Raw genomic sequence first — 15,443 nt, 5'->3', positions numbered from 1 at the left:
GGTTTAAAAGATAACAAATTTGGTTTCATCTATAACAAAAACGGTTTAAAAGATAACAAATTTGGTACATAATATTTATTTTTATTAATTTAAAAAGATTAATTTTCATTATTTTAGTATTCTACATAATTATGTTATGTAGAGTACTTAGACATCTTACAGTTGGAAATCTATTACAAGATTTTGAAATAAATTAACTATAACAAATTGACTTTGTTTGTTATAGTTAATTTAGCAATAGGGGTAAGAAAGGAATGACGTATGTAGATATGTCTATAAATCAAGATTTACAAATTAAAGAGAATAATATTGTTTCCAAATCAAATACTTTGATTGAAGCTAATTCACGTTTGAATTTAGTTGAACAAAAAATATTACTTTGTTTGGCTAGTAATATTGAACCCAACGACCGGGATTTTAAAACATACACATTCCCAATTAAACAATTTCATGATTTACTTGGTTTGAATGGATCTACTAAATATACAGAGTTAAGTAAAATTACAAAGGAACTATTATCTAAAGTAATTGAAATTCGAGTAGGGGAAGAATTAATACAAGTATCTTGGCTTTCTTCGGCAATTTACAATAGAAATAAAGGGACAATTGATATGCGTTTCGATCCTTTATTAAAGCCATTCTTATTAGAACTAAGCAGCAAATTTACAAGCTATAGGTTGGCTAATGTTGTTAAATTAAAAAGTACATATGCTATACGTATTTATGAACTACTTAAGCAATATGAAGATTTAAGGGAACGTACAATTAGTCTAGAAAATTTAAGGTATTATTTAGATGCAATGGATGTATACCCTAACTATGCAAATTTCAAGCAACGTGTATTGAAGCCTTCTCAAAAAGAATTAAACAAAAAAACTGATATTTCTTTTGAATTTGAGGAAATTAAACTAGGTAGGAAAGTACAAAAAATTAGATTCATCATTCGTGCTCAGAAAAGGAAAGATTCTGATTTAGTTCATTTTGAAAAGAAATTAGATAAGTTTCAACAGCCAAATACATTCGAGCAAAAAATTAAAAGATTTGAAGAACGTTGTAAAGAAAAAGTATTTCCAAAAGTTTTTGAGAAATGGGCAAATCATAAGGAGATTGTATTAGAGATAATTGAGGATATACGTTTTCGTTCAGATATTGATTCGCCAATCGGTTATGTAGAATTTATTCTAAACTCCCGATTAAAAGAACTTTCTGATAAAAAAATATTAAAAGAAAGTAATCCAAATGAAGATAAATCTAATAAGAATGTACTGGAAATTGATACTATTATAGATTCAGTTATTACTAAATATTCAACATCTACAGGAACTGTAGCTACATTTTTAGTTAAAGATACAGCAATTGAGGAATTAGTGAAAGTAGTTACATTAGACGAAGCTGAGGCTATTTGGAAAGAACAAGAAGCGTTTGTCATGGATAAAATTTATAGATTCATTAAAAGAAATAGAAGTAAAAAAAGATACTAGTGTTACATAAAAAGGTTCTTTCATCCCGAAAGAACTTTTTTATGTATTTACCGAAATTAATCACCTACCATTAGGTGATTAATTTCGGTAAATCTATACGGTTTTTATCTGTTAAGAAACTTTGTAAAAGAACTTTTTAAAGCCGATTTCCCATGGTCTACCATTTTACTTCTTCTTTCAATTTCATTCATCAATATTATTTTTCCTTTTTGAGTAGCTAGATATGTTTTTCTACGGTCATGCTTATCTTCAAGTAATTGAATAAATCCCGCATGCTGTAGTTTTTTTAATGATGGATATAATGATGCAGGACCAATTGTAACCTCTCCGTTAGTGAGAGTTTCAACATGCTTCATAATGGAGTATCCATGTTTTTCTTCAAGAAGTGATAGAAGAATGTAGTATGCTAAATCTGTTAACTGATCCATTTCAATTATATTATTTTTGGACAAATAATCACCTTCAATTAAAAGTTTATTCAATACATTATTAAGTAATATAGCATTTGATGATTAAAATAATATAATCCATAGTATATGTCAAACTAATATCAACTTAGTACTAAATGGGAGTTTTTTTATCTAAAAAACAAAATATTAATGATTCGCGTATTTACTCTTCTAAACTTAGGCATACGGATAAGTAGTACTCTAAAAAAGACAACTTACTTTGTCGAGCGAGTGTATCCAGAATAAAGTGAACTTCATTCATCAACTATTGGGAATAGTTACATAAGAATGTGTCTATTTCGCTAAAATCATGTTTTTAGTTATCCAATTAATAAAAAATGCAAACAATTAAAATGTATTTTAATTGTTTGCATTTTTTAAATTTATAGTTGTTTTATTTTTTAGGGCTATTATAGATGCGGAGATGTAACAGTAAAGCTATTATGCTCCAAATAGTGATAATAAACCCTACTCCTCGTAATGTCCATTCCAAAGCAGGAATCATTTCTACTTTAGATGTAATTAATGAAATAATACAACCTGTAATAAACATCAATGTTAGCAAAGGTAAATTCTTGACCAATTCCTCACCTCCTATTAATACATCTCTAAATAATATTATAAAAATTTATAGTGATGTATTACCTTTTAATAGAATAATATCATGTTAGTTTGTATAAATTATAGAAAAAATCAAACCTGTATTCTCTTTTAGTGTTATTTATTACTATACATTAACTATGTATTATTCTAGTTGTCTATTATGTAATAAATACCATTGTACATTATTTGTAGTCATAAATGTAAAAAAAAATATATAGATTTCAGAGGACAAATGTGTCTAAATTGTGACGAAAAAGTCCTATTTAACTATAGTATTCTGTTGATTATTTAAATATATGGGAATATAATGAAATCGAATCGTCATTATATTTCTATATAAAGATTCACAAATAACAAAAGAAGGAGGTATTTCTAATGAAAAAGCAGAAATTAATGTTTGAAAAATTAGAAACTATGCAAGCACCAGGTAACATGGATCCGTATGTAGTGGGTTGGATGGCAGGCGGTGGCTTTGTTAGTGGTATTGGTATTGGTGTAGGTATTGCAGTTCTAACTTAATATTAACTGGGAGGTAGATTTTACATGGAAAACGTAACTAATCCAGAATTAACATTACAATTCGAACTTATGGAAGAAGTAATTGCTCCAGGAGCAATGCACGACTTTTTATCAGGCGTGACAGATGGAGCAGCAGCAGCAGGAGCTGCTGTTGGTGCCCTTGCCCTTGCTTTAACTTAAATTAATGAATAGAGCCTAGAAATTTTATTTCTAGGCTCTATTGTCAAATAATGAGTATATGGAGGAAGCGAATGCATCAACTTCCAGATTTCATAAATTTACAAAAAACGTCAGAAACATCATATATATTGACCAACACTATTACACAATCTTATATAAAAGTTGGGAATGTTGAAGTTCAATATTTATTAGATATATATAAAGGACAAGACACAACTAGTACATTTTTATCAAAAGACCAACAACAATTTTTATGGGAAAATTACGAAAGTCTAGGATTTTTGAGTGAGGAAAAATCGTTAAAATTAGCCCATAAAAAAAAGAAAAGTGAATTGTCTCGGTTTTATCTATTTAGAAAAAATCCATCGGATTTTTTCGCGAAGAATGAATGGCTTTATACAGGAAAACATATTCCAATAATTCTTTCTTTATTTTTAACAATTGTGATAGTAGGAATGACTACTTTATTTTTAAACATAAATGAATGGATGGGTACAGTTAAATTTAGTAATGTAAATATCGGTATTATAATTTCTATGTATATACTTATTACTTTAACAATATTTGTGCATGAAATGGCGCATGCAATCTTATGTTATCGTTTTGGTGGTAAAGTCAAAGAAATAGGCGTAATGTTTTTATATTTAAGTCCTGCCTTTTATTGTGATGTTAGTTCTATATATTTATTCAAGAAAAAACGACATAAATTGCTGGTTTTATTAGGAGGAGTATTCAGCCAAATTATATTAATTTGTATTTCTTCCATTTTGTGTTTTATATTATTTTCTAACGGAAAAAATATTGATCTGCTGATTTATTATATAGGATTTAATATTGTTAATATAATATTTAACTTAACCCCAATAATTAAATTAGATGGTTATTGGATACTGGTCCAATTAACCAATATCACAAATTTAAGAGGAAAAAGTTTTAAATATTTACTTTCATTTCAAGGAAGAAAGTATGGGGAATACCGTAATAAATTTAATACAACTGAAAAAACAGTATTATGTATATATGGTTTATTATCTGGTTTAGGGGTAGTTGGAATTTGGTCATATTCAATTTATTATTTGAACAAATTAACAAAAATACACATAGGTCAATGGAGCATTTATATAGTTACTGCTTGGAGTATTATTATTCTATATCATGTAATTAAAAAACTAGTTAAGTATCAAAAAATGTTAAAAAATGATATATCATATTGATTAGAGGGGAATAAGTAAAATGGAGTTAGTAACAATAATAAGTGAAAATAAAATAGGAATGTTACAAGCTATTAATCAAAATAACTTAATTCAAGGGAATTATGATTTAGACTGTTTTGATTTTGATAACAATTCAATTCTTGATTTTTTGGAATATTTAGATTTTCAAGATTGTGAAGATTACTGCTTTATCTGTTTGGGAAACCCTAATCGAATAATTAAATTAATAAATTACTTGAATACTTTGTCAGAAGTGAATTTCTATTTATATGATAATAAATTACAACAGTTAATGGGCTATAAGGAAGTATGCTTAGATGCTTATCAAAGTATAGATTTTTCTTCCTTAGAAGCGATTACGGAAAAAGATTTCTCGACATATCAATTAAAAAATGGTAGACATGCATTAATTACTGGTATGTATCCAGCTAATTTGAACAAAAAATTAATTAAGCATTTATACATAGATGATATGGGACTATTAGACGAGATAAGCGATACAATCTTTAATAATATGGGCATTAATAGTGCAATATATTGTAAAGAAACAATGGAAGGTCAAAACTATTCCGATCTGATTCCATTTCCAATCTTGTCAACAAACGAAATAGATTTATCCATAAGTAGAAAAGAGTATATAACTATAACTAAAACTGAATTGGACAATATATTACATAGTATAAAGGAAACTAGTCAAGTTGTGAATGAATCACAGATTCTTGGCTATATTGACTATGCTACGATTGCTAATATAGAGGGATGTAATAGGTTATTTTATTCTGCTGATGGTATCTATAAAGATTATTTAAGAACTAATAGGTTATCTAAACAAATTGAACTTAGTTATCAAGAATTGATGATTATTTTAAGTAATAATAAAAATGTAACCAGCACTAAAAATCCAATGATATTACTCTATCCTTTATTTTTAGGTTTAATGTGCTCAATTAAAAGTAAATGTAGCAAATTTATTACCCCATATACTTCGTTCCAATTCCCATATCAAGATAATGACTCCAATTTTAATTTGATAGGCATTAAAACTGAAGATTCACAAATGTGTTACTCGGTTAGTACGGGGCAGTTTTTTAAAGTTAATGAAGTATTTCACTTATTACTAGAAGCATATTTAAAAGATATGCTAGATAACTCTGAAGTAAAGTCTTCCTTAGGTGAAAACTATGAAATTCTATTAAATGAATTTAAGGAGTTAATCAAGAATGCATGATAAAAAATTCTTTGGACCATTTAAAAAGAAATTAGATATACCGGATGTTCAAATTCTAGATGAGGTTTATTTAGATGAAGATTTTGTAACATTTTATAATCAAGAGTTAAACAAAGATGATTTAGAGATGTTTAAAAACATATTAGCTAAAGATGATGTTATTCTTGAGATTGGTTCTGGGTCGGGGCGTATATTTAATCCCCTTTCCAAGCAGGGTTTTAATATATATGGAATAGAGCCCTCACAAGAGATGACTAGTTATATATTAAGCGAATATAGACATAAAATATTTAATATAAGAGTACAAGATACAGAGGAATTACGTGAAATGGGAATATCTTTTTCGAAAATTATTATTCCTGCAACTACAATTTCTTTGTTCTCTCACGAAGATTTTGAAAGTTTCGTAATGACCATCAAAGAATTACTTGATGAAGGTGGATCCATTATATTTGATTTTATTAATCCAGATTCTCTCGACAAACTAGATGGAAAAGTAAATATTTCAACTCAGAAAGGTAAGAAAATCTTTTTTGCTAATTATTTGAGCTATCCACACTTTATTTTAAATGTGTACTTACAGGGCGAAAACCAAAAAAAATTAGGTTATTCTGTTAAAAATGTATATAGTTTAGAAATATTAAATGGAATTTGTGAGCGCAATAACTATTCTCTTAATGTTCTGGTAGAAAATAATGTATACCTATTGGTGGAGATGAGAAAAAATGGAGCATCGTAGCTATAGTATCCCTAATAAATTGGGTTATTCCCTTGAAAAATTATATACTCTGGACATATTAAATGAAATGTGTGAGAGGAATAATTATTCTCTTAATGTTCTGTTAAAAGAGAATATATATCTATTAGTGGAGATGAGAAAAAATGAGTAGTCGAAGTTATAGTATTCCGATGGGGGCGCTTGATCAGGAACCTCAATTTGATATAAATGTAAAAAGAATGGAAGGAACATATATATTTGATACCTTTGGTAAAAAATATTTGGATTTAAGAAGCGGGCTGTGGAATGTGTCTTTAGGCTATAATGTAGAACTTTATGCAGAAATAGAGAAATCTTTTTCGGAAATATTTAAAAAGGGGATTCCTTTTTTAGATATTCATTCATATCAACATGAAATTTATAATGAATATGCAGATGCATTATTGGATTTTATCAATAATAATCAATCTGACTTTTCAAAGATATTCTACACAAATAGTGGTTCTGAAGGAACAGAATTATCAATAAAACTTATTCGGCAGTTTGCTGGGAAGGAAAAAATAATACTATCTTTTCGAGAAGGATATCATGGCACTTTCTTTGGTGGTATGTCAGTTAGTGGTATAGATCAAGAAATTACAGAAATATATGAACCAAAAATAAACAATATTGAATTCAAAACTTATCCTACAGACAAAATATCTTTAGAAAATATCCTAGCATATTTAACTAATAATGCGGATAAAATTTCTGCATTTTTATTAGAGCCTATAATTGGTTCATCTGGAACATTAACAATTCCTAATGAATATTTAAATAGCATAATGAAGGTATGCAAAGAGAATGATATATTAATTGTTTTTGATGAGGTTGCAACCGGATTTTATAGAACAGGTTCTAGATTTAAATATTATGATTTAAATTATGCACCAGATATTTTAATACTAAGTAAAGCTATTAATAACGGCATATTACCTTTCGGAGTAGTAGCTATAAATGAAAAAATCATCAATGGGTTACAATCTAGTCATATTGAACATTTTTCAACGCAAAATGGAAATATTTTAGGAATATCATCTGCTTTACAGACATTATCATTTTATAGAAAATATGAAAGTCTAATTGTTGAACAAGTTAAGAAAATAGAGTCTTTGTATGGAAATTCTTTAAATTCAAAAAACATTGAATTTCGAGGGCAAGGTAGCATGTTGTCTATTCCATTAAAAGATTTGAAAGTAATGTATCGTATATTGGATCGGTTAAAAAATTTCGGAGTGCTAACGTATTACTATAATTCTCCAACATTAAATGAATGTGGTTTAACTATTTTTCCACCATTACTTATTGAAGAAGAAAAATTAAAGAAAGCACTTTACATTATCATAAAAAGTATCGAACAAGATTATTAAATTTATATAGTAGTGTGAGGGTGTTTTATATGAAGAACATGATTATATTAGGGTCTGAAGGATATTTAGGCAAGACCGTACAAAAACATTTCAGTGGAAAATACAATATGATTTGCTTAGATAAAAAATTGAAAAAAAACATTATAGATACCAATATTGTGTCATTAGAATTTGATATATCAAATTCTAATACTTACTGTGAGTTATTTTCTTTATTAGAAGAAAATAACTTCAAAGTAGATGCTATTGTGAATTTAGTTGGAATAAATTCCATTAGTAATTTTTATGACATTTCTAAAGAGACTTGGAATCACACAATGGAGACTAACTTGTCAGCCTTTTTGTTTTTTTTAAAGGGAATATATAGATTCCTAAATAAAGAAGTTTCAATAGTAGCAATTGCTTCACAAAATGGTGTTGTTGCTCATGAAAATAGAATTGATTATGGTACATCTAAAGCTGCACTTATACATCTAATAAAAAATCTAACAATAGATTTTTTACAAGATAAAGAGAAAGATATAAAAATTAATTGTATTTCTCCAACTTACATTAGAAATGAAAGTAATGAATATTATTTTTCTACACATGAAGGAAAAAAATTATTAAAAAAAATCCCATATGGACGTTTGCTTGATAATGAAGATGTAGTTAACACTTTAGAATTTCTTATATCAGATAAAAGCAGAGCGATTCGAGGGCAAAACATTATAATTGATTATGGATATACAATAGTTTAAAAGGTTGGTGTCAGTATTGAAAGTTGAAAACATCACAAAGAAATATGGGGATTTTATAGCCGTAGATAATTTATCATTTGAAGTTCCACCTGGAGAGATATTTGGTTTAATTGGACAAAATGGTGCAGGTAAAACGACAACATTTAGAATGATTTTAGGTTTATTAGAACCATCTTCAGGAACAATTAAGTGGGATTCTGGTAATAAGGGTAACTTAGGAAGTAGTAACATTGGATATTTACCGGAAGAACGAGGAATGTACCCTAAATTATCTGTTGAAAAGCAAATTTTATTATTTGGACGTTTAAAGGGAAAAGAAAAGAATGTATTAAAAGATGAGATAACGTATTGGCTCAAAAAATTTGAGTTAGAAGATAAACGTAAATCATTAACAGAAACTCTATCAAAAGGAAATCAACAAAAGGTACAATTAATTTTAAGTTTAATACATAAACCTAAACTTTTAATCTTAGATGAACCATTTAGTGGGTTGGATCCTATAAATGCGAATTTACTAAAAGAGTCTATTATTTTATTGAAAGAAATGGGTACAACAATTATCTTTTCTAGTCACCGTATGGATCATGTTGAAGAACTCTGTAATAATATATGTTTATTACGTAAAGGGAAATCGCTATATTCCGGTTCAATTGATAAGTTAAAAGAGAGTTTTGGAAAAGTTAATTTGACTATTCGAGGACCATTTTCAAAAGAAGAATTGAGTGTACTTCCTGGAGTAATTAATATAACTAAACAAAAAAATTATTATCATATGTTGTTGGAGAATGAGTCTGTAGCTCCTAATATTTTTAACTATGTTACCCAAAAAGGGTTTATTGAGCGTTTTAGCCTAGATTATTTATCTCTAGAAGACATATTTAAAATTAAAGTAGGTGAAAAGCATGTCTAACTTCAAATTTTTAACTTCTCATATATATACTGAAAAGCTGAAAAATAAAATGTTTATTATCACAACAACTCTTATTCTTTTGATAATTACAGCTCTTGTATTATGGCCAAAAGTTCAAAAGCTGATAAATTCCGAAAGTAGTTCAACAAAAATTATAGTTGTTAATCAAGCTGAGGAAAATATTACTTCATTTTTAAAGGATACCAAAACAATAAAATATCAAAAATTAAACAGTGATGTTTCATCGGCGGATAAAAAAGTCAAAGATGGGAAAGCTGATGCCGTACTACTTTTAAAATCAAACGCTAGCAATCAGTTAGAAGCAGAGTTAAGAACAGAAGATTCATTATCTGTTAGCGAAATGTCACTTATTACACAAGACTTAAAAACAAGTAATCAGCTTTTTACAATTGAACAAATGAAATTAAATTCCGAACAAGCACAAAAAATATTGAATTCAAATATAAATTTGAAAGAAACTAACCTAAATAATACTGAAAAGAACAATCAAAATGAGGAATTAGGTGCTATTGTCTCATATGCAGTAGGATTTCTAATTTATATATTTATTCTTTCTTACTTATCGATGATTACAACAGATGTGGCAAGTGAAAAGGGTACACGAATAATGGAAATATTAATATCTAGTGTATCACCCACAACGCATCTACTTTCAAAAATTGTGGGTATTCTTTGTGTAGGTGTGACTCAAATAGTAATAATAGTTGCATATGCGTTTAGTATAACGTATTTAATTGGTGGAGAGTACTGGGATGTTATAAAAGATGTAATAGAAATGATTTCTATTTCATATTTCATATTTACTATTTTATTTATTCTATTAGCATATGTTCTCTACTTATTCATTGGGGCATTATTGGGTGCTCTTGTTACAAAGGTTGAGGAAACTAGTCAAGCTTTATTACCTGCAGTTATGCTCGTAATGGTAGGTTTTTTTGTAATGACTTTTGGAATTGTTGATCCAAATAATATAATTGTAAAAGTTTTTTCGTTCATTCCATTTACATCATCAATGATTATGCCAATGAGAATGAATACGACAGAGCTAATGTTATGGGAGCCTATTGCTTCAATAAGTATTTTAGTAATTACTATTATTATACTGTTTGCAGTTAATATTCGTTTGTATCACGGGGCTGTATTAGTGTATAAGTCTAGCTCTATATTTGCAAGAATTAAACAAGCAAAAGCATTAACGAAAAAATAACTTTATGAAATCATAAGGATAGATATAAAATGTATAAAAGATATATATTTATAACATATATCTTTTATACATTTTTTGTATGTTAAGAGGTCCTTTTTTTAAAAATCTTATGTTTATGGGCAGAGGTTGAACTACCTCCCTTTTCACTTTGTTTAGAAGTGACGGATTCATAAGTAAAGAGTTCTATTGAACTCTAATTAATTAGGCGATCCCTGCAGTCCTTGCGGTTAGGAGCCTTATCGCTTCATTCTTTAAAAGAAATTATGTATATAATTCAATGTCTAATTAATATTTGGTTTTTATCTTTATGGGATCTCGCCCACAGTTTAACGAAAATATATGCTAAGCAAATTTCAACATAAAATGAGCCGGATTTTCTACTCTGAGAAACATCCGGCTCTTATTCTTCATTTAGTTAGTTTGTAATTTGTTCTCTTCATATTCCTTCATTATTTTATAAAAGGTGTTTTTCTTTAGCTCTAACATTTCCATAAACATAATAGCGGTTATTTCTCCACTTTTCCATTTTGAATGAGTTTCTTCTATTATATATATTTGTTGTTTGCTTAAGGTCGAAAGATTCAATTGAGGACGGCCTAAATGTTTTCCTTGAGATTTAGCTACCGCAATCCCTTCTGCTTGTCGCTGATGAATTTTTTTGCGCTCTTGATCTGCAACATAGGATAGCAAAGATAAAAATTGATCTTCCATCAATCGACCCATATCACCCATCTCACGAAATTTCCGACTATCAAACAGGGTTTCATTTTCTAAAACTATGATATCAGCTTGTAATTCTCTTGTTATATACTTCCATTCTGAAATTACCTCATCATAATTGCGGCCCATACGATCTAAGGCATCTATGTAAACAATATCACTTGTACTTAATATTTTTCGTAATAATTGATATTGAGGGCGATCAAAATGTCGTCCACTTGCTTTATCGACAAAAATGCGTCGAGCTTCCACACCTCGTTCCATCATCTTATGTAACTGACGTTGTTCATTTTGATCTTTTGTACTTACACGTATATATCCATAAATATTTGCCACGTTTTTTATTCTCCTTACATTAGTTACCGCAATTATACCATTTTTGTTTATAAAGGTGTTCATTAAAAATAAACGTTTATAAAATAATTCGAACCACCTTTGTAAACTTGATGTTTCAACGTTTCATAGATAGGTCTCCTATGTTTGTAAAGGTATACCTTTACAAACGATTATGTACTCCCTCTATTGTTGAATAGGGATTTTCTTTTTATAGGGTGAACCATATTATAAGTAACGGTAAATTATCCATAAAGATAGGACAATTAATTTGGTTTAAGTATTAAATAAATATTATAGGAATAAGGACTAAAGAATAAAGTTTAGTCCTTATTTTTTTATGTTATAAATGGTATATAATAGAATATAAAATGTATTAATTTTGCATTTTAAATAATTCCATTCAGATATTCAATAAAAAGTAAAAGGGGATTGCGTATGAAGGTAGGTATTATTCATTTAAGTGATATCCATTTGAAAAATGAGGATAATCATATACTTTCTAAGGTACAAAATATTTATTCTGCATTAAGGAATGAATTAATTGGGATTGAGGAAATATTTTTAATTATTTCTGGAGATGTTGCCTTTTCTGGTCAAGAAAAAGAGTATGAAGTTGCAATAGATATAATAGATACTTTGCAAAATCAACTATTTGATTATTTAGGGAAAAAAATTAAAATTCTAATGATACCAGGAAATCATGATTGTGATTTAAAACCTAATACAATAAGAGATTTAATAATTAACAATCTAAAACAAAATGGATTAGGTGTTTTAGATGAGAGTATGATAGCAGGTTGCTGTGAGGTGCAAAAAAACTTTTTTGAATTTGACAGCCTTTATTCTGATAATGATTGTCAGGTATATACCGATAAATTATTACGTATTTTTAGGTATAGTATTGGTGACTATACACTCATTTTTAACATGTATAATACGGCTTGGGTTTCACAACTTAAAGAAAATGCTGGAGGGATGTATTTTCCTATTACAAGGTACTCCGAAGAGATTCAAAAATATAAAGGAGATATTTCTATCAGTATCTTGCATCATCCGTTCCATTGGATAGAACCTGATAATGCAAGAGAATTTAGAACACAAGTAGAAAATACATCAGATTTAATATTAACCGGGCATGAGCATGTAGATACTGCGAGTTTGAAGCGGGATTTCAAGGGGAATTATACGGAATATATAGAGGGAGGAGTTCTTCAGGAAAACTGGGATCCAAATGTCAGCAAGTTCAATTTAATTCTATTAGACTTAGGGAAAAAAGAACAGAATGTGGTTAGTTATGAATTTGAAAAAGATATTTATAATAGAATAGATGTAACAAATGGATGGGTAAGTTATGTAAATAAGCTGGGCATTAATAAAACAAGATTATTACCTAATACAGAATTTCAAAATAAGCTTAATGATCCAGGGGCTAGTTTTAGTCATCCAAGAAAAGCGGAGTTACTACTAGAAGATATATATGTATTTCCTGATCTTGGCGTTTTGAAATTTGATGAAAAGGATAGAAGGATTAAAGATGTTATTAATTCATTAGATATAATTAATAATATCAAAGAAAGAGATAAATATTTAATTACAGGTGAAGAAAAATCAGGGAAAAGTACAATGTGTAAGGTGTTATATAGACATTATATTAATAACGATTACGTCCCTGTATTAATTGAGGGTGCTAAAATAAAAAGTACCAATATAGATGAATTTAATAAATTAGTACATACTGAATTTGGAATTCAATATGATGGTGAAAGGTTGGAGGAATTTAAACAATTAGATCGATTAAAAAAAGTATTAATAATAGATGATTTTGATAAATGTAAGATAAACAGTAAATATAAACATATATTCTTGAATAGAATAAATCAATTTTATGAGAATATTGTTATTATGGCAAATGATTTATTTAAAATTACGGACGTACTATATGAAGACGGGGATAATGTTTTCCAAAATTATAATCAGTATGAATTTAGACCATTTGGTCATTACCTAAGAAATGAATTAATTACTAAATGGAATTATCTCGGACAGGTAGAGTTTCTTGGTGATGATGAGCTTATAAGAAAGAATGATAAGACTACTCATCATTTAAATACAATTATAGGAAGTAACTATGTACCATCTTATCCAATATTCCTGTTGGTTATATTACAAACTCTAGAAAGTGGTATACCTCATAATTTAAGTGAAAGCTCTTATGGATATTACTACGATCTATTAATTACGCAGGCTTTAGGAAAAATTGATATGAATAATGAACAAATAGATGCTTATAGTAATTATATTAAAGAATTGTCATATTACTTTTTCAAGGAAAATATTATTGAACTTACAAAAGAGGATTTGAAAACTTTTCATTATTGGTTTTGCCAAGAATATGATTTAATTCATGATTTTGAGGGATACTTACAAAGATTATTAAAGGCATCTATACTTGAAAATACAGCTAATAACTTTAAATTCAAATATAAGTATATTTATTATTACTTTGTAGCGAAATATTTATCTAACAATATCCATGATGTTGAAATAAGAAAGCTAATTGAAGAAATGTGTAAAAAACTTTATATAGAGGAGTATGCAAATATCCTTATGTTTTTAACACATCTATCTAAGGATCCATTCATTATAGCGCAAGTTCTTAAGCAAGCCGAACAGATATTTAAGGGTACTAAATCTGTTCAGTTAGATGATGATGTAAAGAAATTAAATGGTTTAATTGGAGAAATTCCTAAGTTGGTTCTAAAAAATAGGGAAATTCAAGAAAATAGAAAAGAAGTACTGATCAGGAAAGATAGTATAGAACAAGAGCAGTATGAATTTGATGGTAATATACAAGAATTAGAAGATGAAATTGAAAATGAATCAGATTTAGTGGCACAATTAAATTTATCCTTTAAGACTATAGAGATTATTGGACAGATATTAAAGAATTATTATGGCTCTATAAAGGCTGGGGATAAAATAAATCTTTGCCAAGAAGCATATTTATTAGGGTTAAGATCATTAAATATGTTTTTAGCTACCCTTGCAGAAGATACAGATGCAGTGGTTCAAACAATCAATGCATTTATTGAGAAAAAAGGGCTAGTTGAAGAGGAAAAAATTGAAGAAACATCTAAAAAGATATTATTTAATTTCTGTTCTGCGATTTCTTATCATTTCATAAAAAAAGTTTCAAATTCTGTAGGTACAGATAATCTTACAGAAACATTTAAAAAGGTTTTAGATAAGCATAATAGTATAGCTGTTAATTTGATTGATATTTCAATCAAATTAGATTATTTTACATCATTTCCGTTTAACGATATAAGAAACTTTAAAAATCGTATTAATGGAAATGTATTTGCAACTATTTTGTTACGTTATATGGCACGAGATTATTTATATATGTTTAATGTTAATTATGATGATAAACAAAGGATCTGTAATATGTTAGATATATCATTAGAGGAACAAAGATTGATAGATGCTAAGATGGCTAAAAATAAATTAACAATTTGATCTGTATAATGTATTAATAATTTTCTAGGTAATTAGTAAATAGAGCCTTAGTATTATAAATTTTAATAAAATAAGTATGTATAAAAAGAATCTTCTTAATTTAAAGGAAGATTCTTTTTACATTAATGTACTTGCGTTTTGGGAGATAGAATAATTACCAGCTACTTTATCCTTTTAAATATGTATAAA

General features: G+C 27.9%; 14 protein-coding genes. 11 read left to right on the top strand and 3 right to left on the bottom strand.

The genetic code is table 11. The features are described 5' to 3' along the window. Window positions 1-254 precede the first annotated feature (254 nt). The gene (locus tag ACTFRY_RS28585; protein ID WP_098832606.1) at window positions 255-1,481 is read left to right on the top strand and encodes a replication initiation protein; all 1,227 of its coding nucleotides are present in this window, start codon (window positions 255-257) and stop codon (window positions 1,479-1,481) included. Window positions 1,482-1,585: 104 nt separating this feature from the next. Here ACTFRY_RS28585 and ACTFRY_RS28580 read toward each other — a convergent pair whose 3' ends face one another. Together ACTFRY_RS28580 and ACTFRY_RS28575 are read right to left on the bottom strand one after the other, a co-directional pair. Next, the gene (locus tag ACTFRY_RS28580; protein WP_098832605.1) at window positions 1,586-1,933 is read right to left on the bottom strand and encodes a PadR family transcriptional regulator; all 348 of its coding nucleotides are present in this window, start codon (window positions 1,931-1,933) and stop codon (window positions 1,586-1,588) included. A gap of 391 nt (window positions 1,934-2,324) precedes the next feature. Beyond that, the gene (locus tag ACTFRY_RS28575) at window positions 2,325-2,513 is read right to left on the bottom strand and encodes a hypothetical protein (protein WP_088322212.1); all 189 of its coding nucleotides are present in this window, start codon (window positions 2,511-2,513) and stop codon (window positions 2,325-2,327) included. A 395-nt stretch (window positions 2,514-2,908) separates the two neighbouring features. Between ACTFRY_RS28575 and ACTFRY_RS28570 the strand changes: the two genes are divergently transcribed. From ACTFRY_RS28570 to ACTFRY_RS28530, 9 genes are all read left to right on the top strand, one after another. Continuing rightward, window positions 2,909-3,052: a hypothetical protein gene (locus ACTFRY_RS28570; protein WP_153881768.1), complete on the top strand. Its 144-nt coding sequence runs from the start codon at window positions 2,909-2,911 to the stop codon at window positions 3,050-3,052. A 24-nt stretch (window positions 3,053-3,076) separates the two neighbouring features. Continuing rightward, window positions 3,077-3,232: a hypothetical protein gene (locus ACTFRY_RS28565; RefSeq protein WP_153881767.1), complete on the top strand. Its 156-nt coding sequence runs from the start codon at window positions 3,077-3,079 to the stop codon at window positions 3,230-3,232. Between the two features lie 71 nt (window positions 3,233-3,303). Beyond that, complete coding sequence (locus ACTFRY_RS28560) at window positions 3,304-4,446, top strand: hypothetical protein (RefSeq protein ID WP_098832604.1); 1,143 nt, start codon at window positions 3,304-3,306, stop codon at window positions 4,444-4,446. Window positions 4,447-4,465: 19 nt separating this feature from the next. Continuing rightward, a complete protein-coding gene (locus ACTFRY_RS28555) occupies window positions 4,466-5,674 on the top strand; it encodes a hypothetical protein (RefSeq protein WP_098832603.1) in 1,209 nt (402 codons plus the stop codon). Further along, entirely contained in the window at window positions 5,667-6,413 is a 747-nt protein-coding gene (locus tag ACTFRY_RS28550) for a class I SAM-dependent methyltransferase (protein ID WP_098832602.1), read from the top strand. The genes ACTFRY_RS28555 and ACTFRY_RS28550 overlap by 8 nt, the downstream gene beginning before the upstream one ends. A 143-nt stretch (window positions 6,414-6,556) precedes the next feature. Then, complete coding sequence (locus ACTFRY_RS28545; RefSeq protein ID WP_249671149.1) at window positions 6,557-7,801, top strand: aminotransferase class III-fold pyridoxal phosphate-dependent enzyme; 1,245 nt, start codon at window positions 6,557-6,559, stop codon at window positions 7,799-7,801. 29 nt (window positions 7,802-7,830) lie between these two features. Beyond that, window positions 7,831-8,541, top strand: a complete 711-nt coding sequence (locus ACTFRY_RS28540) for an SDR family oxidoreductase (RefSeq protein ID WP_098832600.1) — start codon at window positions 7,831-7,833, stop codon at window positions 8,539-8,541. Window positions 8,542-8,557: 16 nt separating this feature from the next. After that, window positions 8,558-9,451 (top strand): ABC transporter ATP-binding protein, encoded by an 894-nt coding sequence (locus ACTFRY_RS28535; RefSeq protein WP_098832599.1) that lies wholly within the window; start codon window positions 8,558-8,560, stop codon window positions 9,449-9,451. Then, complete coding sequence (locus ACTFRY_RS28530) at window positions 9,444-10,679, top strand: ABC transporter permease (protein ID WP_249671151.1); 1,236 nt, start codon at window positions 9,444-9,446, stop codon at window positions 10,677-10,679. Before ACTFRY_RS28535 ends, ACTFRY_RS28530 begins: the two co-directional genes overlap by 8 nt. Before the next feature lie 411 nt (window positions 10,680-11,090). Here ACTFRY_RS28530 and ACTFRY_RS28525 read toward each other — a convergent pair whose 3' ends face one another. Then, window positions 11,091-11,735: a recombinase family protein gene (locus tag ACTFRY_RS28525; RefSeq protein ID WP_098832597.1), complete on the bottom strand. Its 645-nt coding sequence runs from the start codon at window positions 11,733-11,735 to the stop codon at window positions 11,091-11,093. 435 nt (window positions 11,736-12,170) lie between these two features. Between ACTFRY_RS28525 and ACTFRY_RS28520 the strand changes: the two genes are divergently transcribed. Further along, on the top strand, window positions 12,171-15,254 hold the full coding sequence (locus tag ACTFRY_RS28520) for an STAND family AAA ATPase (protein WP_440032487.1): 3,084 nt from the start codon (window positions 12,171-12,173) through the stop codon (window positions 15,252-15,254). Window positions 15,255-15,443: the final 189 nt, after the last annotated feature.

Source organism: Bacillus cereus group sp. MYBK195-1, from assembly GCF_051916605.1.
In the GTDB taxonomy this organism is placed as follows: domain Bacteria; phylum Bacillota; class Bacilli; order Bacillales; family Bacillaceae_G; genus Bacillus_A; species Bacillus_A cereus.
Note: the sequence above shows the minus strand (reverse complement) of the source record. Positions and strands in the feature narration are given on the sequence as shown.